This is a genomic window from Streptomyces sp. NPDC091371, from assembly GCF_040684275.1.
Classification (GTDB): domain Bacteria; phylum Actinomycetota; class Actinomycetes; order Streptomycetales; family Streptomycetaceae; genus Streptomyces.
The window spans coordinates 96,194-116,423 of record NZ_JBFBFP010000007.1 but is presented as its reverse complement, the minus strand read 5'-3'; the positions used below and the strand labels follow the sequence as shown (position 1 = coordinate 116,423).

Annotated in this window: 22 protein-coding genes; 12 read left to right on the top strand and 10 right to left on the bottom strand. The window is 72.7% G+C overall.

Annotated features, from left to right (window positions below; translation table 11 throughout):
• Positions 1-31: 31 nt before the first annotated feature.
• Together AB0O21_RS11200 and AB0O21_RS11195 are read right to left on the bottom strand one after the other, a co-directional pair.
• A complete protein-coding gene (locus AB0O21_RS11200) occupies positions 32-1,390 on the bottom strand; it encodes an FAD-dependent oxidoreductase (RefSeq protein WP_365169140.1) in 1,359 nt (452 codons plus the stop codon).
• Between the two features lie 52 nt (positions 1,391-1,442).
• Complete coding sequence (locus tag AB0O21_RS11195; protein ID WP_365169459.1) at positions 1,443-2,126, bottom strand: DUF305 domain-containing protein; 684 nt, start codon at positions 2,124-2,126, stop codon at positions 1,443-1,445.
• A gap of 84 nt (positions 2,127-2,210) precedes the next feature.
• Here AB0O21_RS11195 and AB0O21_RS11190 point away from each other — a divergent pair, with 84 nt between their 5' ends.
• A complete protein-coding gene (locus tag AB0O21_RS11190) occupies positions 2,211-3,698 on the top strand; it encodes a hypothetical protein (protein ID WP_365169137.1) in 1,488 nt (495 codons plus the stop codon).
• A 22-nt stretch (positions 3,699-3,720) separates the two neighbouring features.
• Here the strand turns inward: AB0O21_RS11190 and AB0O21_RS11185 are convergent, their stop codons facing one another.
• The 4 genes from AB0O21_RS11185 to AB0O21_RS11170 all read right to left on the bottom strand — a co-directional run bounded on the left by AB0O21_RS11185 (position 3,721) and on the right by AB0O21_RS11170 (position 6,681).
• On the bottom strand, positions 3,721-4,341 hold the full coding sequence (locus AB0O21_RS11185; RefSeq protein ID WP_365169134.1) for a helix-turn-helix domain-containing protein: 621 nt from the start codon (positions 4,339-4,341) through the stop codon (positions 3,721-3,723).
• 103 nt (positions 4,342-4,444) lie between these two features.
• Positions 4,445-5,092 (bottom strand): phosphatase PAP2 family protein, encoded by a 648-nt coding sequence (locus tag AB0O21_RS11180; protein WP_365169131.1) that lies wholly within the window; start codon positions 5,090-5,092, stop codon positions 4,445-4,447.
• Positions 5,093-5,141: 49 nt separating this feature from the next.
• Entirely contained in the window at positions 5,142-6,080 is a 939-nt protein-coding gene (locus AB0O21_RS11175) for a M56 family metallopeptidase (RefSeq protein ID WP_365169128.1), read from the bottom strand.
• A gap of 79 nt (positions 6,081-6,159) precedes the next feature.
• Positions 6,160-6,681, bottom strand: a complete 522-nt coding sequence (locus tag AB0O21_RS11170; protein WP_365169125.1) for a DUF5134 domain-containing protein — start codon at positions 6,679-6,681, stop codon at positions 6,160-6,162.
• Between the two features lie 181 nt (positions 6,682-6,862).
• On the opposite strand from AB0O21_RS11170, the gene AB0O21_RS11165 reads away from it, so the two are divergent.
• Positions 6,863-7,402 carry a GNAT family N-acetyltransferase gene (locus AB0O21_RS11165; RefSeq protein ID WP_365169123.1) on the top strand — a complete coding sequence of 180 codons (540 nt, stop codon included), beginning with the start codon at positions 6,863-6,865 and terminating at the stop codon, positions 7,400-7,402.
• Positions 7,403-7,423: 21 nt separating this feature from the next.
• Here the strand turns inward: AB0O21_RS11165 and AB0O21_RS11160 are convergent, their stop codons facing one another.
• Positions 7,424-8,107: a glycerophosphodiester phosphodiesterase family protein gene (locus tag AB0O21_RS11160; RefSeq protein ID WP_365169121.1), complete on the bottom strand. Its 684-nt coding sequence runs from the start codon at positions 8,105-8,107 to the stop codon at positions 7,424-7,426.
• A gap of 191 nt (positions 8,108-8,298) precedes the next feature.
• On the bottom strand, positions 8,299-8,913 hold the full coding sequence (locus AB0O21_RS11155; RefSeq protein ID WP_365169118.1) for a PadR family transcriptional regulator: 615 nt from the start codon (positions 8,911-8,913) through the stop codon (positions 8,299-8,301).
• A gap of 49 nt (positions 8,914-8,962) precedes the next feature.
• Between AB0O21_RS11155 and AB0O21_RS11150 the strand changes: the two genes are divergently transcribed.
• From AB0O21_RS11150 to AB0O21_RS11125, 6 genes are all read left to right on the top strand, one after another.
• Positions 8,963-10,084 carry an LLM class flavin-dependent oxidoreductase gene (locus AB0O21_RS11150; RefSeq protein ID WP_365169115.1) on the top strand — a complete coding sequence of 374 codons (1,122 nt, stop codon included), beginning with the start codon at positions 8,963-8,965 and terminating at the stop codon, positions 10,082-10,084.
• Positions 10,084-11,136, top strand: coding sequence for an alpha/beta hydrolase (locus AB0O21_RS11145; RefSeq protein ID WP_365169113.1), 1,053 nt, complete (start codon positions 10,084-10,086; stop codon positions 11,134-11,136). Before AB0O21_RS11150 ends, AB0O21_RS11145 begins: the two co-directional genes overlap by 1 nt.
• Positions 11,137-11,217: 81 nt before the next feature.
• Positions 11,218-12,624, top strand: a complete 1,407-nt coding sequence (locus AB0O21_RS11140) for a DUF6421 family protein (protein WP_365169111.1) — start codon at positions 11,218-11,220, stop codon at positions 12,622-12,624.
• A gap of 26 nt (positions 12,625-12,650) precedes the next feature.
• Positions 12,651-13,412 carry an SDR family oxidoreductase gene (locus tag AB0O21_RS11135; protein WP_365169109.1) on the top strand — a complete coding sequence of 254 codons (762 nt, stop codon included), beginning with the start codon at positions 12,651-12,653 and terminating at the stop codon, positions 13,410-13,412.
• Positions 13,409-14,485, top strand: coding sequence for a low specificity L-threonine aldolase (locus AB0O21_RS11130; RefSeq protein ID WP_365169106.1), 1,077 nt, complete (start codon positions 13,409-13,411; stop codon positions 14,483-14,485). The genes AB0O21_RS11135 and AB0O21_RS11130 overlap by 4 nt, the downstream gene beginning before the upstream one ends.
• A gap of 75 nt (positions 14,486-14,560) precedes the next feature.
• Positions 14,561-15,160, top strand: coding sequence for a transglutaminase family protein (locus AB0O21_RS11125; protein WP_365169103.1), 600 nt, complete (start codon positions 14,561-14,563; stop codon positions 15,158-15,160).
• Here AB0O21_RS11125 and AB0O21_RS11120 read toward each other — a convergent pair.
• A complete protein-coding gene (locus AB0O21_RS11120) occupies positions 15,096-16,334 on the bottom strand; it encodes an MFS transporter (protein WP_365169100.1) in 1,239 nt (412 codons plus the stop codon). The genes AB0O21_RS11125 and AB0O21_RS11120 overlap by 65 nt on opposite strands.
• An 80-nt stretch (positions 16,335-16,414) precedes the next feature.
• Between AB0O21_RS11120 and AB0O21_RS11115 the strand changes: the two genes are divergently transcribed.
• A complete protein-coding gene (locus AB0O21_RS11115) occupies positions 16,415-16,975 on the top strand; it encodes a CGNR zinc finger domain-containing protein (protein ID WP_365169097.1) in 561 nt (186 codons plus the stop codon).
• 130 nt (positions 16,976-17,105) lie between these two features.
• Here the strand turns inward: AB0O21_RS11115 and AB0O21_RS11110 are convergent, their stop codons facing one another.
• Positions 17,106-17,828 (bottom strand): lysophospholipid acyltransferase family protein, encoded by a 723-nt coding sequence (locus tag AB0O21_RS11110; protein WP_365169094.1) that lies wholly within the window; start codon positions 17,826-17,828, stop codon positions 17,106-17,108.
• 259 nt (positions 17,829-18,087) lie between these two features.
• Here AB0O21_RS11110 and AB0O21_RS11105 point away from each other — a divergent pair, with 259 nt between their 5' ends.
• From AB0O21_RS11105 to AB0O21_RS11095, 3 genes are all read left to right on the top strand, one after another.
• Positions 18,088-18,423: a thioredoxin family protein gene (locus AB0O21_RS11105; protein WP_365169091.1), complete on the top strand. Its 336-nt coding sequence runs from the start codon at positions 18,088-18,090 to the stop codon at positions 18,421-18,423.
• 284 nt (positions 18,424-18,707) lie between these two features.
• A complete protein-coding gene (locus AB0O21_RS11100; RefSeq protein WP_365169088.1) occupies positions 18,708-19,241 on the top strand; it encodes a flavin reductase family protein in 534 nt (177 codons plus the stop codon).
• 201 nt (positions 19,242-19,442) lie between these two features.
• Positions 19,443-20,228 carry an electron transfer flavoprotein subunit beta/FixA family protein gene (locus AB0O21_RS11095; RefSeq protein WP_365169085.1) on the top strand — a complete coding sequence of 262 codons (786 nt, stop codon included), beginning with the start codon at positions 19,443-19,445 and terminating at the stop codon, positions 20,226-20,228.
• The last annotated feature ends 2 nt before the right edge of the window (positions 20,229-20,230 follow it).

Below are 20,230 nucleotides of genomic sequence, written 5' to 3'. Positions count from 1 at the left end.
AACCCCCTCGACCCCAGTGGAGTCAGCCACCCTACGGGAGCCCCGCGGCCCCCAACAGCCCGGCCCAGTCCGGGATCTTCACCGAGCCGCGGCCCAGGGAGCGGCCCAGCTCGGCCTCGGCCGTCTCGATGGCCAGCCAGCCCGGCCATTCCACCGGGTGCAGGCCGGCCGCCCGGAGGGCGTCCAGCGGGTCCCCGGGGAGCTCCCGCCGGGCCAGCGCGCCCGCGTCCTGGAGCAGCGAGGACGCGGACTCCTTGGCGCAGGGCCGGTTGGTGCCGATCACGCCCGTCGGGCCGCGCTTGATCCAGCCCGCCACGTACTCGCCGACCGAGGCCCGGCCCGCGCGCAGCACCCGCCCCGCCGCGTGCGGGACCGTGCCCTTGGCCGCGTCGAAGGGCAGCCCGTCCAGCGGGACGCCCCTGTACCCCACCGAGCGCAGCACCAGCTGCGCCTCGATGTCCTCGTACACGCCCGTCCCGGTCACTCCGCCCCGGCCGTCCGGCGCGGTCCGCTCGAAGCGCATCCCGGTGACCCGGCCGTCGGGTCCGCCGAGGATCTCCACCGGGCGCAGGTAGAACCGCAGCGCGATCCGGCGCGGGCCCTCGCCGGGGCCGGCCCCGGCCCAGCCGCGCAGCGCCTCCAGGTTCCGCCGGGCCACCGCGGGCAGGGCGGCGGCCGCGGCCGGATCCGTGTACGCGGGGTCGACGGCCAGCTCGGCCGGGTCGACCACGGCGTCCACGCCCGGCAGCGTGCCCAGCTCCCGCAGCTCCTTGGTGGTGAACTTGCCCTGCGAAGGCCCCCGTCGGGCCACCATCGCCACCCGGCGCACCCCGCTGAGCGCGAGCGCGCCCAGCGCCGGCTGCGGCATGTCGGTCGGCTCCAGCTCGGCCCGGCCCCGGGCCAGGATCCGCGTCACGTCCACCGCGACGTTGCCCGCGCCGACCACCACCGCCGAGTCCACCCCGGGCAGGTCGAAGCTCTCGTCGACGGCGTCCGGGTGTCCGCTGTACCAGGCCACGAACGCGGTGGCCGAGTGCACCCCGGCCAGTTCCTCGCCCGGGATCCCGAGCAGCCGGTCGCGGGCGGCGCCCACGCAGTAGACCACCGCGTGGTAGAGCTCCAGCAGCCGCTGCGCGGGCAGTCCGGGCCCGCCCACCTCGACGTTGCCGAGGAAGCGGATCCGCTCGTCCTCCAGCACGGTGCGCAGGCTGCCCTGCAGAGACTTGATCTTCTCGTGGTCCGGCGCGACCCCGTACCGTACGAGCCCGTAGGGCGCGGGCAGCCGGTCCAGTACGTCGACCAGCACCCCGGGCACCTCACGCTGCTGGACCAGCGTCTGGGCCGCGTAGACCCCGCTGGGGCCCGATCCGACGACGGCGACACGAAGCACGGCGGAGCTCCTCCCGCAGGTGGTCCCAGCATGACACCGGCCCCCTCCGCCGTCAGCCCATCGCGCGCATCCGGTGGATCTCGGCGCTCTGCGTGGCCACCACCTCGGTGGCCATCTCCTCGACCGCCACGTTGTTGCCGCCGGCCAGCGCCTCGCCCGCCATCTTCAGGGCGCCCTCGTGGTGGGCGGTCATCAGCTTCAGGAAGAGCCGGTCGAACGCGGGCCCGGTGGCCTCGGCCAGCTCCTTCAGCTGCTGCTCCGTCGCCATCCCCGGCATCGCGGAGTGGTCGTGGGAGTGCCCGCCGGAGCCCGCGGGCGGCGCCGGATGCAGGGCCATCCACTTCTCCATCGCCCCGATCTCGGGCTGCTGGGCGGCCGTGATCCGCTCCGCCAGCCGCTTGACCCCGTCCGCCGAGGCCCGCTGCGGGGCCAACGCGCTCATCGTCAGGGCCTGCCTGTGGTGTTCGACCATGCCCTGCACGTAGGCGTGGTCGGCGGCGTTCGGAGTGTCGTCGGGCTTCTCCTTCGCGGCCTGCTCGGGAGTGAGGGTGCGTGCCTCCTCGCCCGGTCTGCCGGGTGCGATCACGACGGCCGCTCCGTCGTCCGCCCGGTCCTTCCCGCCGTCCGCGTCGCACCCGGTGAGGGGGAGCAGGAGGCCGGTGGCGAGCGCGGCCGCGGCGATGAAGCGGCGAAGCCGTGCCGGTAAGGCCGTGCGGCCGCAGGGGGCTATTGCCATGTCCATGGAAAGGAAGATACTGCCGGGGTCCTGGTTCCGTTCCCACCCCGAACGGAATCGATCGGACTCCCATGGGAGGGCACAGTGACCTCGCACCACAACAGGAGACTGCGGAACGGGAGGGTGGGGGCGGCCGTCGCGGCGGCCGGACTGCTCACCACGCTGCTGATGGCCGCACCGGCCGCCGCCACCCCGGACCCGGGCGACTTAGCGCCCGGCTTCGGCAGCCGGCAGAGCGCTGCGGGCCTCACCGCCGGCCGGGAGCTCGCCCCGGGCGAGATCCCCGGCCAGGACGAGATCGTCCACAGCGCCAACATCAAGCCCCTGGCCAACATCCCCTCGGCCGACCCCGCCGTGATCAACTCGGACATCGCGTTCCAGGGCCGGTACGCCTACGCGGGCAGCTACAGCGGCTTCACCATCTACGACATCGCCAACCCGAAGGCGCCGAAGACCGTCACCCAGGTGCTCTGCCCCGGCGGCCAGAACGACATCTCCGTCCTCGGAGACCTGCTCTTCCTCTCCACCGACTCCTCCCGTAGCGACGACTCCTGCAACAGCGTCTCGCAGCCCGCGACGGAGAAGTCCTCGTGGGAGGGCATCAAGATCTTCGACATCAAGGACAAGAAGAACCCCAAGTACATCAAGTCCGTGGAGACGGCCTGCGGTTCCCACACCCACACCCTGGTGCCGGGCGGCCGCGACATCTACCTCTACGTGGCCTCGTACTCCCCGAACGACGCCTTCCCCGACTGCAAGCCGCCGCACGACGGCATCTCGGTCGTGAAGGTCCCGAAGAAGGCGCCGACGCAGGCCGCGGTCGTCGCCTTCCCGATCCTCTTCCCCGACGGCGGCAACCCGGGCGCACCCACCAACCCGGGCGTCTCCAAGACCACCGGCTGCCACGACATCACGGTGCTGCCCTCGAAGAACCTGGCCGCCGGCGCCTGCATGGGCGACGGCATCCTCTTCGACATCAGCAAGCCCGAGCAGCCGCGCGTCATCGACCGGGTGCAGGACAACGTGAACTTCGCGTTCTGGCACTCGGCCACCTTCAACGAGCGGGCGAACAAGGTGGTGTTCACCGACGAACTCGGCGGTGGCAGCGGCGCCACCTGCAACGCGGCCACCGGACCCAACCGGGGCGCCGACGGGATCTACGACATCACCGGCAGCGGGGACCAGCGCAAACTCGCCTTCCGCAGCTACTACAAGATCCCGCGCCACCAAGCCGACACGGAGAACTGCGTGGCCCACAACGGCTCCCTGATCCCGGTGGGCGGCGGCCGCGACATCATGGTGCAGGCCTGGTACCAGGGCGGCATCTCCGTGTGGGAGTTCACCGACTCCGCCCAGCCCAAGGAGATCGCGTACTTCGAGCGCGGACCGCTGACCACGGACAAGCTGGGCCTCGGCGGATCCTGGTCGGCGTACTACTACAACGGGCACATCTACTCGAACGACATCGCCAAGGGCCTCGACGTGCTGAGGCTCGACGACTGGCGCACCGAGAGCGCCAAGTGGGTGTGGATGGAGCGGCTCAACGTGCAGAGCCAGCCCGAATACCACTGACGGGGACCGTGGGTCCGAAGTACTAGCGAATCGTTCCGCCGGGCGGCACCCCGTCCGGCGGAACGCCGAGCTCCCAGTCCAGCCCGTACCGCTGGAAAAGCTCCGCCCGCAGCCGCGCCAGCGGCATCGGCGCGCCCGGCAGCAGCACCGCCACCACGGCGCCCATCAGCAGCGCCCGCAGCAGCGGGTAGTCCGCGTCCACGTCCGGCGAGCCGTACCGGGCGACCGTGTCCCGCAGCAGCTCCGCCAGCCGCTGCTGTTCCGGGCACTGCACGAAGCCCTCGGCCGTCAGGATGCCCGCCATGTGCGTCCGCATCAGCAGCGGCTCGTCCCGGGCCAGCCCGAGGATCGCGTCGATCGCCCGCGCGAGCCGCTCCCGCCCGTCGTCCGTGCGCGGCTCGCGCTCCAGCGCCGCGTGCAGGGTCAGGTGCATCAGCCGGTGCACGGCGGACTGCAGCAACTGCCTTTTGCCCGGGAAGTAGTACGAGACCAGGCCGCGCGCCGCGCCCGCCCGGTCGGCGATGTCGCCGAGGGTCGTGGCCTCGTACCCCCGCTCGGCGACGAGCTCGACGGTGGCCTGGAGCAGCCGCTCCCGGGAACGTCTGCGCAATTCTTCATTGACCGATGGGCTACGCGGGGACATGCTTACTCCTGCGTTGACTGGCTCAGAGCCAATATACTCAGCGCGCGGGGTCGCCTGCTCTGGGTGACACGGGGGATCGCCCAGAGCAGGCACACCCGAATCTTCACGGTCCGGCGGCGCCGGACCCGTGCCGGCGCACCGGAACCGACGTCGCCAGGGCCAGCAGGGCCACGCCCAGCAGCCAGCCCCCGACCACGTCCGACAGCCAGTGCACCCCCAGGTAGATCCGGGTGAACCCGACCCCGAGCACCGACACCGCGGCCAGCGCCCAGGCGGCCCCCGCCCTCGACGGCGAGGTGGTCCGGGGGAGCAGCCACAGCAGCAGCCCGCACACCACCGTCGCCGTCATGGCGTGGCCGGACGGGTAGGCCGCGTACTGCGCCGAGTCCACCGGGTCCGGCCACACCGGACGCTCCCGGCCCACCAGTGCCTTCACCCCCTGCTGCACCACCGACGCCGCGACCACGGCCAGCGCCACCCGCACCGCGCGCTCCCGGTCGCCGCGCCGCCACAGCACCGCACAGGCGGCGGCGGCCAGCGCCCGCATGGTCCAGGGGTCCCACACGAAGTCCGTCAGCACCCCCGTCAGCCGGACCGCACCGGGGTGGGCGACCGCATGGGCGTGCAGATCGCGGGCCACCCGCTCGTCGTAGGCCGGCAGCGGCTGCCACGGGACCACCACCAGCACCGTCAGGACGCCCCCGAGCAGCGCACAGCCGACGCCCGCCCACCGCAAGTGATCGTTCCGCATGCGGATGATCCTCGCACCGGCACGCGTACCGGGAGCGTCAGGGCCCACCTCAGGCCACGGCGCTCAGCCCCGGTACGAAAGCCACCAGCAGCGGGATCGCCGGCAGCAGCGCGGCCATCGCCGTGAGCCGGAGCCGACGGCCCGCCGGCAGGCGGGGCTCCGCCGCCAGCAGCCGGCGCACCCGCTGCCCGACGTGGGCGTCGGGGGTCGCGCCGGGCCCGAACGCCCCCCGGTCCTCGTTGAGTCCGACCAGCGCGAGGGCCACCGTGAGCCGACCGTACCGCCGGGAGGCCGCGTCGTCGGCGGCCAGCTCGACGAGGAGGTGCATCTCCGCCTCGAAGGCCGCGAACACCGGCACCTGCGGGAAACCCCCGGCCAGCGCCCGCGAGGAGTGCAGCAGCCAGTCGTGCCGGGCCGCCGTGTGGCTCTGCTCGTGGGCGAGCACGGCGTCCAGCTGGCTCCCCTTCAGCCGCCCCAGCGCCGCCGTGGTCACCACCAGCCGCGGCGCCGCCCCCGGCAGCCACCACGCGTCCGGCCGAGGGCCTTCCAGTACGACGAGCCGCGCGCTCCCGGGGTCCTCCCCGGGCAGCAGCGGGGCCCGCACCAGCAGTTCGCTGCCCTGCGCGCGCCGCCGGGCCCGCGCCCTCAGCACCTCGCGCGTCAGCATCGCACCCGTCCACAGCGCGCCGCCCGCCAGCGCGAGCGCCGTACCGGCCGCCCAGGGGCCGCCGGACGGACCGAGGGCGTAGGCGTCGACCACCCCGTGCGGCGCGGAGGCGAAGACCCACCCGCGGACCGCCTGCCAGGCCGCCGCCGCGCTCAGCAGCATCGACAGCCCGAAGCACAGGAGCACCGCGCCGACCACGCACTGCCACACCCACAGCGCCACGACCGGTTCGCGCTCGGGCCAACGGGCCCGTGCCAGCAGACGGGGAGCGAGCACCGCGGTCAGGGCGCCGAGCAGGAGCAGAGCGGCGGGGACCATCATGGACGTCAGCCTATGAGCCCCGGCTACCTGCGGGTACGGCCTCGGGGGATTGGTGACGCAGGACACGTCCCGGCGCGCCTCACATCGCGAGCAGCATCGCCAACATCCCCATTCCCATGGCCAGTCGGCAGGCCCGGGTCAACTCCGCCGAGCCGGCCGGGCCCGCGGACCCCGCGGAATGCGCGACCGCCGTCCCCGCCGTGATCAGGCGCGCCCCGCCGAGCACCACGTAGCCGGCGTAGTAGAGGAGCAGCGCCCCGGTCAGCAGCGGGAGGCCGCCGCCGTGCCCCGACCCGTACGCGGCCGTCAGCGCCATGTAGACCATCGCCAGCGAGCCCACCAGGTGGTGCGCGTGGTGCGCCCCGCCCCGCAGCAGCCACACGGCGTGCAGGGCCGTCCCGCAGAACACCAGCCCCAGCACGGGGGCCTGCCAGCCGCCGCCGTGCCCGAGCGGCACGGCCATGAGCGCCATGCCGAAGCCCATCACGGCCTCCCCGGCCGCGGCGCCGCCCGATCTCCGCACCCGCCCGAGGCAGTAGGCACCGCTCACCGCGCACAGCAGCACCAGCAGCCAGGCGGAGACGGACGCGGAGAGGGACATGGCGGAACCGTGCACGGCACAACCCCCCGTTATGGCGGCGCCGGTCGGCGCTCGTCGGTGTCACGGAAGAGACGGTCAGGGGAAGAGATGCCCTTCTCACGCGGTGCTCACGCGGTGCCGGGTTAGGCTCTCCTTGCCGTACCCGGCATGTCATATGCCACCGCCCAGAACGGAGCCGCCGATGTCGACCGCCAAGCCCGCAGCCCTCAGCTTCCGCAGTGCCGTGGAGGGGGACGTGACCGAGCTGGTGGCGCTCGTCGAGTCGGCGTACCGGGGCGACTCCAGCCGCGGCGGCTGGACCACGGAGGCGGACTACCTGGAGGGGCAGCGCACGGACCCGGAAGGCGTCCGCGCGATCATCAACGGCCCCGACGGGACCCTGCTCGTCGTCGAGCGCGAGGACGAGCTCATCGCCTGCTGCCAGCTCGAACACCGGGGCGACCACGCCTACTTCGGCATGTTCGCCGTCCGCCCCGGGCTCCAGGGCGGGGGCCTCGGCAAGGAGATCCTGGCCGAGGCCGAACGCCGGGCCCGCGAGACGTGGGGCGCCCGCGAGATGCGGATGACGGTGGTGAACGTACGGGAGGAGCTCATCGCCTACTACGTGCGGCGCGGCTACCGGCGCACCGGCGAGCTGAGCCCCTTCCCCTACGGTGACGAGCGCTTCGGGGTGCCGCTCCGCGACGACCTGGCCTTCGAGCTGCTGGTCAAGCCGCTGTAGGAGACCCCGTCAGGGGCCTGGTCAGGCGGTGAAGCGGCCCGTGCTGCGGACCTCCGGGAAGCCGGTGACCGCGCCGTCCAGCCCGAGGGCACGCGCGAGGCGCAGCAGGTCCAGGGTGTCGACCTCCTCGCCGACGATCCGCAGCCCGGCCGCGTGCGCCTCCTCGACGGCCTCCAGGGTGAGGCGCCGCACGTCCACCGAGAGCGTCGCGGCACCGGCGTCCAGCGCCCGCGCGATGACCTCCCCGCCGGGGGAGTCGGCCCGCAGGGCGGTCCGCACTCCCGGTACCAGCCGGGCCGTCTCGGCCAGCAGCGCCGCGTCCGGCGAGGCCACCTCGACCCGGCCGGTCAGATCGCGCCGCAGCAGCAGCTCCGCGAGCACCCCGACGGCGGCGCGGTCCCGTACGGACACCTGGAGCGGGGACCGGACGGCGTCCAGGACCTCCTCGAAGACCGGCACGCGCTCACCCTGCCCGGCATCGAGCTCGCGCAGTTCGGCCAGGGTCAGGTCGGCGACGGCACCCGAGCCGTCGGTGGTCCGGCCCACCTCCGGGTCGTGCAGGGCGACGAGGGTGCCGTCCTTGCTCAGTCGCAGGTCGAGGGCGATGACGTCCATGCCTGAACGTTCCGCTCGGAGATAGGACCGCAGGGTGTTCTCCGGTTCGACACCCATGACCCCGCGGTGACCGATGGTGAGGAAAGTCAAGGTTCTCTCGCTTCCGTCGACGGCGGCTCCCCGCGCGGTCCCGGTGTCCCGACCGGCCGCGCGCGATGAGGACGCATGCTAGTGCGCCCCGGGTGCGAAGGGACCGCCCTTGCAGCGCCCCGAAAAGGGCGCACCGGCCGCTTGCCGCAGGGGTCGTACGGTCCCGCGCGGCCGGAGCCGGCGCCATCGCGTCACCCGGGCGTGGGCGCGTCCCCGTCGGCTTGACGCCCCGGCGCGTCGAGTTCCGCCAGGTCGGCGAGCAGGGCCTCGGCCAGGTCCAGTTCGCTCAGGTGCTGCCGCTCGCTCCAGCGCAGCGCGAGGGTCGGGAACGCCCATTCCGGTACGTCGGCCGCGTGTTCCATGGCCTCGCGCACGGCGGCCAGTTCGGCCCGCGTGCGTTCGATGTGCTCGCCGACCATCGCGCGCAGGCGGTCCGGCTCGGCCAGGTGACCGAGCCAGACCCGCAGCAGCAGGCCGTGCTTGAGCACCGGAGGGCCGGCCTCGGCGGTGTCGGCCGCCCACCCGGCGAGGGCCTCGCGGCCCGCGTCGGTGATGGCGTAGCGCCGCTTGGCCCGTGCCTCCTCGGGCCCCGAGCGCGCGGAGGAGGCGTACCCCAGTTCCTCCAGGCGGCGCAGTTCCGCGTAGATCTGGCTGATCGCCGGCGACCAGTAGAAGAAGCGCAGGGAGGAGTCCGCCCACTTCTTCAGCTCGTAGCCGGTCCGTTCGCCCGGAAAGGAGAGGAGACCGAGCACGGCCCACGCGGTCGGCGGCAGCTCTTGCTTCTTCGGCTCCTGACTACTAGTCATATTCCGAATTGAAGTGAGGCCAGGCACCGGACGCAACCCTGGAGGCACAGTGAAATTCTCCGTAATCTTCGAGGCTCAGCTTGCGGACCCGACGGTGGAACGGGAGCACCAGGTCATCCGCGACTGCGTCGAGCAGGCCGTGCTCGCCGAGCGCATGGGCTTCGACCGGATCTGGGCCGTGGAGCACCACTCCTTGAAGTGGTACGCCCACATGAGTGCTCCCGAGATCTTCCTGACCTGGGTCGCGGCCAGGACGAACACCATACGCATCGGGCACGGCGTCGTGTGCATGCCCTTCAACTTCAACCATCCGGTACGGGTGGCCGAGCGGGCCGCCATGCTCGACCTGCTCTCGGGCGGGCGGCTCGACCTCGGCGCCGGGCGCGGGGGCACCGAGCAGGAGACCTCGCTGTGCGGGGTGGACCGGGACCGCACCACGGCGGAGGTCGAGGAGGCGCTGCGGATCATCGGCAAGGCCTGGCAGGAAGAGGAGCTCGAGTACCACGGCGAGCTGATCGACATCGACCCGCACCCGATCCTGCCGAGGCCGAAGCAGACGCCGCACCCGCCGCTGTTCCTCGCGTGCAGCCGGGGCGAGACCCTCGTCCAGGCCGCCGAGCTGGGGATCGGCGCCCTGGTGATGGGCTTCGCCGGACCCGGGTCGATCGCCGGGATGCGGTCCGTCTACGACGCGGCGATCGCAGGGCGGGACGGCAGCCGGTTCGTCTCCACCGTCGTCAACGACCACTTCTCGGTGCTCTGCCCGACCATCGTGCTCGACGACCGGGAGGAGGCGCGGCGGATCGGCATCCGCGGGCAGCGGTTCTTCGCGCAGTCCATCGGCCACTGGTACGGCGGGGCCGGCATTCCGGACGAGGCCGTGGTCGCGGGCGCCGACGAGGCCGCGGAGATGCGCAAGGCCGCCGAGCAGGTGGTGGCCCGGCTGCACGAGCTCGACATCCCCGTACGGCCCACCTCCACCGCCACCTTCAACGCCGACCACGCCTACGGGAGCGCCGACGACGCCATCGCCTACGTGGAACGGCTCAGGGCGGCGGGGGCCGACGAGATCATGTGCCTGATCCAGATGGGCACGGTGGAGCAGGAGGCCTGCCTGGAGACCCTGCGCCAGTGGGGCGAGAAGGTCATCCCGCACTTCCGGGGGGCGTGATGACAGACGCCTCGGACCCGCCCGCCCGCCTCGATCCGGCGGCCTGCCCCGATCCGGGGGCCCGCCTCGATCCCGCCGCCCGGCCCTACCTCGACGCCCTCACCGCCGCCTTCCCCGACATCGGCGGGCGCGTCACCGACGCCGACGAGGCGCGCCGGATCCTCGCTGCCGGGCCGCGCCCGGCCGCCGCGCGCCCCCGGGTCGGCGCCGTGGAGGACCGGACCCTCCCGGGCCCGGCGGGAGCCCCGCCGGTCCCCGTACGGATCTACCTGCCCGACCCGGAGCAGTGGGCCGGGCCCCGCCCGACCGTGGTGTTCTGCCACGGCGGGGGATGGGTGCTCGGCGACCTCGACACCCACGACACCACCGCCCGCAACATCTCCCGGGCGGCCGGCGCCGCCGTGGTCTCCGTCGACTACCGCAGGGCCCCCGAGCACCGCTTCCCGGCCGCCCTGGAGGACGCCCACGCGGCCCTGTGCTGGGCCGGCGCCCACCTCGACGAGCTGGGAGGGGCCCCGGAGGCCCTGGTGGTCGCCGGGGACAGCTCGGGCGGCAACCTCGCCGCCGCTTCGCTGTTGCTCGCCCGCCAGTGCGGGGGACCGGCCGTCGCGCTCCAGGTGCTGGTCTATCCCGCCCTGGACGCGGCCCAGGACAGCGCCTCGTACCGGTCCGACGCCGAGGGGTGCTTCCTGACCGCCGCGCACATGCGGTGGTTCTGGGCGCAGTACCTCGGGCCGGACGGCCCCGCGGACCATCCGCTGGCCTCCCCGCTCGGCGCGGACCCGGCGGACCTGGCGGGGCTGCCGCCGGCGCACGTGGTCGTCGCGGGGTGCGATCCGCTGCGGGACGACGGGGCGGCGTACCACCGCCGGCTGAACGAGAGCGGGGTCACATCGGTCCTCGACGACCGGCCCGGGCTGTTCCACGGCTTCCTCGCACTGGCAGGCGTACTGCCAGAGGCCCGCGAGGCGCTGGAGCGACTGGGCGGAGCTATCCGTTCCACCCTTTCGAACGGGAAGACTTCCGGCGAAGCAGGGGGTGACGCAGGATAATTTCCCGCATCACCTCTTGAACGGGAGAGCCTCATATGCATACGCTGCCTTGACGTGAGGTTCTCCTGTGGAGGAAGTGACATGACGGAAACTCTTGTGCCGGGCATCGGCGGCGCCGCAATAACCGCCGGGGCGCGGGTGGTCGACCACCCGGCGTGGCCCGAGCTCAAGGCCGCCGTGGAGGAGATCCGGCCCTGGCAGTCCAAGGACGGTTCGATCGACTTCGAGGCCGAGGGCGCTCCCGCCCAGCACACGGCCGAGGCCGCCGTCGGCCGCGTGATCCGCGCCGTCGAGGAGCTCTCCCCGCTGCTTCCGCATGCCACCGCCTACCACGAGGCGCTCGTCAGCGACCTGCGCAAGTGGGCCGCGGGCGGCTTCGAGGTGCCCGACTTCCTCGACTCGCTGCTGGCCTTCCACCCGGCCGCCGAGCGCGCCGACGGACTCCAGCACCTCGTCGTCTTCCCCATGTACACGCAGAACGGCAACCCGGACCGCAACCTGGAGGCCGTCGCGCTCAAGATGGTGTGGCCCGAGTGGCTCTCCGAGCTGGAGCGCACCCGGTACGACAACCCGCTCTTCCTCGGCATCACCTTCGAGGACTTCACCGCGGGCTACGACACCCACTCCGCCGTCCTCTTCCCGGAGACCATCGCCGTGCGCGAGGCCCCCGAGCGCTTCACCTGGGGCGGCATCTTCTGCGACCGCGAGGCCGCGCGCTTCCGCAAGGTCACCTCGGCCGCCGTCGACATCCTCGGCGTCGAGCTGCCCGCCGACATCGCCGCCATGGTCACCGACCAGGAGCGCTGCGAGAAGGCGTTCGTCCTGTGGGACATGGTCCACGACCGCACCCACAGCCACGGCGACCTGCCGTTCGACCCCTTCATGATCAAGCAGCGCCAGCCGTTCTGGATGTACGGCCTGGAGGAGCTGCGCTGCGACCTCACCGCCTTCAAGGAGGCCGTGAAGCTGGAGTCCGAGGGCAACGAGCACGGCCGTGACGTGCAGTACGCCGTCCTCTTCGACCGGATGTTCCGCTTCCCCGTCTCCGGTGACCGCACCCGCAACTACGACGGTCTCGGCGGCCAGCTGCTGTTCGCGTACCTCCACAAGCACGACGTCGTGCGCTGGACGGACAACAAGCTGAAGATCGACTGGATGCGCGCCCCGCAGGTCACCAACCAGCTGTGCGCCGAGATCGAGGAGCTCTACCGGGCCGGCATCGACCGCCCGAAGCTCGTGCACTGGTTCAAGGCCTACGAGCTCGTCTCGACGTACCTCGCCCCGCACCCGGGCTCCAAGTGGGCCAAGGGTCCCGACGCCCTCGACATGACGCAGCCGCCGCGCAAGCTCGTGGACGACGTGCTTCCGGACGAGTTTCCGCTCAGCATGTTCTTTGAGGCGCTCGCCAAGAAGCTCAAGGGAGTGATCGCCTCCACGAAGGGCATCACCGCCCTGAATGCCGATCAGGTCGAGCGAGTCGCCGCGTGAGCACTCGCCCACAGGAGGCTGCACAGATGAACGGCTCCGGGAACGGCAACGGAAAGCTGAACGGAGCGGTGGTGGCGGTGGCCGGGGCCGGCGGGCCCGCCGGCCGCGCCACCCTGCTCCGCCTCGCCGAGGCGGGTGCGATCGTCGTCGCCTCCGACGCCGATCCGGCGCGCCTCGCGGAGGCCGTGGACGCGGCGCGCTACGCCCACGGCGGCGCCACGATCACCGGTGACACCGTCGACCTGCTCGACCTGGAGGCCACCAAGGCCTGGGCCGAGCAGACCGAGAAGGAATTCGGCCGGGTCGACGGCCTGGTCCACCTCGTCGGCGGCTGGCGCGGCAGCAAGACCTTCACCGACGTCGACCTCGCGGACTGGGACTTCCTGGAGAAGCTCCTCATCCGCACCGTCCAGCACACTTCGCTCGCCTTCCACGACGGGCTGCTGCGCAGCGAACGCGGCCGCTTCGTCCTGGTCAGCCAGTCCGGCGCGCACAAGCCGGTCGCCAACAACGCCGCGTACAACGCGGGCAAGGCGGCGGCCGAGGCGTGGACCCTGGCCATGGCGGACTCCTTCCGCAAGGCCGGGGGAGACGAGGGTCCGGGGGCCGCGGCTGCGATCCTGGTGATCAAGGCACTGGTGCACGACGCGATGCGCGCCGAGCGTCCCAATGCGAAGTTCGCGGGCTTCACCGACGTGAAGGAGCTGGCCGAGGCCATCGCCGGCGTCTGGGAGCGGCCCGCAATCGATGTGAACGGACAGCGTCTGTGGCTCACTCCGCAACCGTGAGAACCGATCCCGGGAAGACCGACGCCCGGCGCCACCACGATCCCGCGGTACGCGGCTTCGCGAGCGACAACTACGCGGGGGTGCACCCGGAGGTCCTGGCCGCCGTCGCGCTCGCCAACGGCGGCCACCAGGTCTCCTACGGCGACGACGAGTACACCGAGCACCTGCAGAAGATCTTCCGCAGCCACTTCGGCCCGTACGCGGAGGCCTTCCCGGTCTTCAACGGCACCGGCGCGAACGTCACCGCACTCCAGGCGATGACGGACCGCTGGGGCGCCGTGATCTGCGCCGAGACGGCGCACATCAACGTCGACGAGGGCGGCGCGCCCGAGCGGATGGCGGGTCTCAAGCTCCTCACCGTCCCGACCCCGGACGGGAAGCTCACCCCCGAGCTGATCGACCGGCAGGCCTGGGGCTGGGAGGACGAGCACCGCGCCATGCCGCAGGTCGTGTCGATCACCCAGAACACGGAGCTCGGCACGGTCTACACCGTCGACGAGATCCGCGCGATCTGCGAGCACGCGCATGCCAAGGGCATGAAGGTGCACCTCGACGGCGCCCGGATAGCCAACGCCGCGGCCTCGCTCGACGTGCCGATGCGCGCCTTCACCAACGCGGTGGGCGTGGACGTGCTCTCGTACGGCGGCACGAAGAACGGCATGATGTTCGGCGAGGCCGTGGTGGTGCTGAACCCGGATTCGGTCCGGCAGATGAAGCACATCCGCAAGATGTCGATGCAGCTGGCGTCCAAGATGCGCTTCGTCTCGGTGCAGTTGGAAGCCCTCCTCGCGAAGGACCTGTGGCTGCGCAACGCCCGGCACGCCAACGCGATGGCGCAGCGGCTGGCGGCGGGCGTCCGTGAGACCGACGGGGTGGAGATCCTCTATCCGGTGCAGGCGAACGGGGTGTTCGCTCGGCTGCCGCACGAGGTGTCGCGGCGACTGCAGAAGCGTTTCCGTTTCTACTTCTGGGACGAGAGCGCCGGCGATGTCCGCTGGATGTGCAGCTACGACACGCAGGAAGAGGACGTCGACGCCTTCCTGCAAGCCCTGAAGGAAGAGATGGCACGCTGACGCCGGTGTGTGCATAGATATGCCCCCAGCCGTAAATCTATTGATCTACGGCTGGGGCTTGTCTATGCTCCGGGCATGCAGCTGATCCAACTCAACCCCGACGTCCACGCCTATTTGGCATCGGATGCGGCCATCGACCACTGGCATCCGTTGGTGCAGGAAACCGCCGACGCACTCTGGTTCGCCACTGGCGACGCATACTCATACGCCAAAACTGCCTTCGAGTTCGTCCGTGACACCATCCCGCACTCGGCCGATTCCGGTGACCTGCGGGTGTCCTGGCGCGCCTCCGACGTCCTCGCCACGCGCAACGGCATCTGCTACGCCAAGTCCCACGCCCTCGTCGCCCTGCTGCGCGCCCAGGGCATCCCGGCGGGACTCTGCTACCAGCGCCTCGCCGACGACGACGGGAGCAACCCCGCGATCCACGGGCTCGTCGCCCTGCGGCTGCCCGGCAGTGAGCACTGGGCCCGGGTGGACCCGCGGGGCAACATACCCGGCGTGGACGCCCAGTTCAGCCTGGAGGCCGAGCAGCTGGCCTTCCCCGTACGCCCGGAACTCGGCGAGATCGACTACCCCGAGCTGTACGCCGCCCCGCACCCGGCCGCCCTCAAGGCCCTCCAGGACTCCGCCGACCGGCCGGAGCTGTGGCAAAACCTGCCGACGGCCCTGTAGCCGCCTTCGCGGCGGCGGGCCGTCGCCCCACCGTCAGTACGTGCAGCAGCGCGGCGGCGAACTGGAGTCCGGCGATCCCGGTCAGCAGCAGCCCCGCGGGCGCCTCGGCCGCGAGCCCCACCAGGGCCGCGCCGGCCGACGCGGCCGTCATCTTCAACCCCGCCCCCAGGGTGAACACCTGCGTCCGCACCCCGTCTGGGGAGTGCTCCGAGCGGATCCGGAGCGTGGCGGTGAGCAGCGGCCCGTCGCACACCCCGGCCACCGCGAACAGCACCGCCGTGACCGCGACGGACGGCGTGAACGCGGCCGCCGTCAGGGCCGCCCCGGTCCCGGCCAGCGCCCACCGCACCAGCCGGCCAGGCTCCACCGACGTCATCCGGCCCAGCGTGAGCGAACCCGCCAGGGCCCCCAGTGCGAAGGCCGTCATCAGCACGCCCCCGGCGCCCGGGCTGCCGAGCCCGGCGGCGAGCAGGACCGAGGTGGTGGTGAGCGAGCCGATGCCGACGAAGGCCAGGGTCGTGGCCGAGGTGACCGCCCGCAGCTCGCGCACCCGCCACAGCGCGGCGAGACCCGCGCCCGCCCCGGCCAGGGCCCCGCGCCGTGGTCCGCCCGCGCCCGGCTCCTCGTACGGGAGGGTCGCCGCCAGCGCTGCCGCCAGCGCCCCGGATGCCGCCAGGACCCCCATGGCCGGCCCGGCCGCCACCACGGCCGCCACCAGGCTGACCACGGCCGGGGCGGTCACCGCGGCGGCGTTGTAACTGGAGGCGTCCCAGCCGTACGCCCGGTCGCGCCCGGGCCCCGCCGGGACCAGCCCGGTGACCAGGCTCGACAGCCCGCCCGTGACCATCGGCCCGCAGGTGCCGCCGAGCACCGCCACCGCGAAGACCAGCACCGCGGGCGCCCGGCCCAGCAGCACGGACAGGGCGGCCACGGCGGCCGTGAACCCGGCGAGCGCACCGACGTGGAACAGCCGCGGCCTGCGCGTCCGGGCGGCGGCGGCGCCCGCGAGCGGGGCCGCGAGCACGTTCGGGACCAGCCAGGCCGTCAGGACGAACGCCCCGTGCGCCGCGCTCCCGGTGCGCTCCAGGGCGAGCAGCACCACGGCCATGCCCATGCCCTCGTTGGCGAACCGCGCGGCCAGCGCCGCCGCCAGGTAACGCCCGAACCCGCCCATTCCGGACTCCCCCGCGTTGTGTAACGTGATAGGTGGACAAGACGTTACGTCATACGAGTGTAAGGGGAAAGGATCCAGGCATGGTGGAATCCGCAGGGACCGGAGGGGGCTTCTCGGCTGCGCGGCGGCTGATCGACCTGGCCGAGGCGGTCCGCGCCACCCCCGACCTGCCGCGCGCCGACCTCGCGGAGCTGCTCGCCGGACACGGAGAACGCCCGGCCGACCTCACCGAGGCGGCCTTCCCCGAGGCGAGCGCGGCCGAACTGCGCGCAGCCGCCCGGCGGATGGGGCAGGTGCTCGCCGAGAGCGACGAGGACCGGGCCGCGGAGGCGCTCAACGCGCTGTTCGAGGAGAGCGCCACCCGCCCCCGGCTCACCCGGCACGACGGCCATCCCTGGCACCTGCACGTCGACCGGGGCGAAGGGGCCGGGTGGGGCGACTGGTTCCTGGCGTCCGGCGCGCTCTGCCTCGCGCAACTGCTCACCGAGTACGGGCGGATCGCCTGGGGGGCCTGCGCCGGCGCGGGCTGCGGGCGGTTCTTCCTGGCGACCGGCCCGGGCAGCGCCCGCCGTTACTGCTCCACTACGTGCGCCACCCGCGCCAGGGTCGCGGCGCACCGCCGCAGGAAGCGCGAGGGCTGACGGCTCCCCGCCCGGGCCCGGGCCCGGACCCGGACGACGCGGAGTCCGACCCGGCTCGGTGCCGGGCACGGCGAAGCGACGGCCCCGCACCGCAGGGCCGTCGCTTCGCCGAGTCCGGGTCCGGGGCCGGTCAGCCCGCCTCGCGGACCTCTGCCGCCGTCGGCGCGGTGCCGCCCAGGTGCGCCGGGAGCCACCAGGAGTCGGAGGCGTCCTTCGGCTTGGCCGGGTAGGCCTTCTGCGCCGATTCCAGCAGCTCCTGCACCCGCTCGCGCAGGCGGCGCGTGATCGCGCCGGCGTACTGGTCGGTCGGCGCCTCGATCGGCTCGCCCACCCGCATCGTCACCGGGATGTGGCTGCGCTTGAGGTCCTTCGGCCGCCCCTTGGTCCACAGCCGCTGGGTGCCCCACAGCGCCACCGGGATCAGCGGGACCCCGGCCTCCTGCGCCATCCGCGCCGCACCCGACTTGAAGCTCTTGAGGGTGAACGACTGGGAGATCGTCGCCTCCGGGAAGACCCCGATGATCTCGCCGGACCGCAGCGAGTCGAGGGCGTGCTGGTACGCCGTCTCACCCTGCTTGCGGTCCACCGGGATGTGCTTCATGGCGCGCATCAGCGGGCCCGACACCCGGTGCCGGAAGACCGACTCCTTCGCCATGAAGCGCACGAGCCGCTTCTGCGGCCGCGCGGTCAGCCCGGCGAAGATGAAGTCGAGGTATCCGATGTGGTTCGACACCAGGACGGCCCCGCCCTGGCGGGGGATGTTCTCGGTGCCCTTCATGTCGATACGGATGTCGAGCGCCCGGAACAGCGTGTGCGCGGCGCCGATCACCGGGGGGTAGACGAGCTCAGCCATGGTGCGGAGACCCCGCTTTCTGCCTGGGGAGGCGGGAGGTGCTCCCGGCCGGAAGTTACGGCAGCGTAGGTACGCGGCCATGGGGATCGTGCCCCATACGCGGGCTGCTGGCCAGTCCAGACGGCCGTGCCCGGGGAGATTCTCGTCACGCCGGGAATCGCGCAGGTCCGAGCCGCGCTCTGATTCTCATACGAGCGTACGGCGATGATGTACGCGGACGAAGACGGTCGAAGACAGACGAGGGCGGGCGGAGGCGGGAGTGCGGGTGCTCGGGCGAGCGGACGGGCCGACGAGGCTGGGCGCGGCGGAACTGGGTGCGGCCCCGGGGGAGCGGGCCAGCCTGGTGCAGTTCTCCAGCGCCTTCTGCCAGCCCTGCCGGGCCACCCGGCGGATCCTCGCCGAGGTCGCGTCGATGGTCGACGGGGTCGCGCACATCGAGATCGACGCCGAGGGGCGGCTGGACCTCGTACGGGCCCTGGGCATCGAGAAGACCCCGACCGTGCTCGTGCTGGACGCGGCGGGCCGCGTCGTGCGCCGGGCGGCCGGGATGCCGCGCAAGGTGGACGTGATCGCCGCCCTCGGGGCCGCCGTGTGACGCGGTGCCCGGTCGGCGGCCGGTCGGTGCCCGGCCCGCGCCGGGCCCGGACGCGCCGGTGCGCGCGCCCGCACGCAGCGTGACGCGCCTGACATCTGTCCCGTCCCGCTTGACTGTGTACACGGGAGATCGCCAGGCTGGCGGCATGCGGTATGAACTCCTGCTCTTCGGCCGGGTCCACGTAGACCTCGTCCGCCACGCGAGCGCGCTCTGTTGGGATCACTGAACGCCCCGACCTCTGATCCCCGAACCTGCCCGCGCCCGCCGCGGCAGAAGGAAGACCCATGACCGCCCCGACGGTTCCGTCCCCCCGCCTGGACACCGCCCGCCCCGGCTCGCCCGATCTGCTGCGCTCCGTCTTCCGCCGGCACGCCGCCGGCGTCGCCGTGATCACCGCGGCGGACGGCGCGCGCCCGGTCGGCTTCACCGCGACCTCGCTCAACTCCGTGTCCGCGGACCCGCCGCTGCTGTCCTTCACGACCGGCACCGGGTCCTCCAGCTGGCCCGCGGTGCGCGACAGCGAGTACCTCGGCGTCCACATACTCGGCGAGCACCAGCGGGAGCTGGCGGGCCTGTTCGCCCGCAGCGGAGCGGACCGCTTCGGTCCGGCCACCGACTGGAGCCCCGGCCCGCACGGGGTCCCGGTGCTGGACGGCGTACTGGCCTGGCTGGTCTGCCGGGTGGTGGCGCGCGTGCCCGCCGGCGAGCACCGTGTGATCATCGCGGAGGCGGTCGCGGGGGACCCGGCCGGCGATCCGACGGGGCACGGGCGGCCGCTGCTGTACCACGAGGGACGCTTCAACGCGCTGCGCGACTGAATCGTCCCTGTTGGGGCGGGTTGGGCGGCGTTGGACAGATCACAGTTCATCGGCCTTGCGACTTGGCCGGACCCACGGTGTACTGACGAGTAACATTCCCATCGGAGCGCGGGCCGCCCCGACCGGGACCCGCCCGACAAGGCGCCTATGCTGCCTGCACAAGGCGGTATCAGAAAAAGACGATGCGGTAGGAGAGCCGGCGTGAGCCTGAGGATCGTTGTCTGTGTGAAGTACGTGCCCGACGCCACCGGCGACCGGCACTTCGCCGATGACCTGACCGTCGACCGCGACGACGTCGACGGCCTGCTGTCGGAGCTCGACGAGTACGCCGTCGAGCAGGCGCTGCAGATCGCCGATGAGGCCGACGACGCCGAGATCACCGTCCTGACGGTGGGCCCCGAGGACGCCAAGGACGCGCTGCGCAAGGCGCTTTCGATGGGCGCCGACAAGGCCATCCACGTCGAGGACGACGACCTGCACGGCTCCGACGTCATGGCCACCTCGCTGGTGCTCGCCAAGGCCGTCGAGAAGGCCGGATACGACCTGGTCATCACGGGCATGGCGTCGACCGACGGCACCATGGGCGTGCTGCCGGCGATCCTGGCCGAGCGCCTGGGCGTCCCGCAGGTCACCCTGCTCTCCGAGGTCAAGGTCGAGGACGGCACCGTGACCGGCCGCCGTGACGGCGACACCGCGAGCGAGCAGCTGGAGGCCTCCCTCCCCGCGCTCGTCTCGGTGACGGACCAGTCGGGCGAGGCCCGCTACCCGTCCTTCAAGGGCATCATGGCCGCCAAGAAGAAGCCGGTGGAATCCTGGGACCTGGAGGACCTGGAGATCGAGGCCGACGAGGTCGGTCTCGAGGGCTCCTGGACCGCCGTCGACGCCGCGGCGCAGCGTCCGGCGCGCACCGCCGGCACGATCGTCAAGGACGAGGGCGAGGGCGGCAAGGCGCTGGCCGAGTTCCTGGCCGGCCAGAAGTTCATCTGAGA

Excerpts from the sequence above, each read along its gene's own strand:
- AB0O21_RS11195 (WP_365169459.1), bottom strand. The coding sequence starts at position 2,126 with ATGGCAATAGCCCCCTGCGGCCGCACGGCCTTACCGGCACGGCTTCGC.
- AB0O21_RS11185 (WP_365169134.1), bottom strand. The coding sequence starts at position 4,341 with ATGTCCCCGCGTAGCCCATCGGTCAATGAAGAATTGCGCAGACGTTCC.
- AB0O21_RS11180 (WP_365169131.1), bottom strand. The coding sequence starts at position 5,092 with ATGCGGAACGATCACTTGCGGTGGGCGGGCGTCGGCTGTGCGCTGCTC.
- AB0O21_RS11175 (WP_365169128.1), bottom strand. The coding sequence starts at position 6,080 with ATGATGGTCCCCGCCGCTCTGCTCCTGCTCGGCGCCCTGACCGCGGTG.
- AB0O21_RS11170 (WP_365169125.1), bottom strand. The coding sequence starts at position 6,681 with ATGTCCCTCTCCGCGTCCGTCTCCGCCTGGCTGCTGGTGCTGCTGTGC.
- AB0O21_RS11165 (WP_365169123.1), top strand. The coding sequence starts at position 6,863 with ATGTCGACCGCCAAGCCCGCAGCCCTCAGCTTCCGCAGTGCCGTGGAG.
- AB0O21_RS11155 (WP_365169118.1), bottom strand. The coding sequence starts at position 8,913 with ATGACTAGTAGTCAGGAGCCGAAGAAGCAAGAGCTGCCGCCGACCGCG.
- AB0O21_RS11145 (WP_365169113.1), top strand. The coding sequence starts at position 10,084 with ATGACAGACGCCTCGGACCCGCCCGCCCGCCTCGATCCGGCGGCCTGC.
- AB0O21_RS11140 (WP_365169111.1), top strand. The coding sequence starts at position 11,218 with ATGACGGAAACTCTTGTGCCGGGCATCGGCGGCGCCGCAATAACCGCC.
- AB0O21_RS11135 (WP_365169109.1), top strand. The coding sequence starts at position 12,651 with ATGAACGGCTCCGGGAACGGCAACGGAAAGCTGAACGGAGCGGTGGTG.
- AB0O21_RS11125 (WP_365169103.1), top strand. The coding sequence starts at position 14,561 with ATGCAGCTGATCCAACTCAACCCCGACGTCCACGCCTATTTGGCATCG.
- AB0O21_RS11120 (WP_365169100.1), bottom strand. The coding sequence starts at position 16,334 with ATGGGCGGGTTCGGGCGTTACCTGGCGGCGGCGCTGGCCGCGCGGTTC.
- AB0O21_RS11115 (WP_365169097.1), top strand. The coding sequence starts at position 16,415 with ATGGTGGAATCCGCAGGGACCGGAGGGGGCTTCTCGGCTGCGCGGCGG.
- AB0O21_RS11110 (WP_365169094.1), bottom strand. The coding sequence starts at position 17,828 with ATGGCTGAGCTCGTCTACCCCCCGGTGATCGGCGCCGCGCACACGCTG.
- AB0O21_RS11100 (WP_365169088.1), top strand. The coding sequence starts at position 18,708 with ATGACCGCCCCGACGGTTCCGTCCCCCCGCCTGGACACCGCCCGCCCC.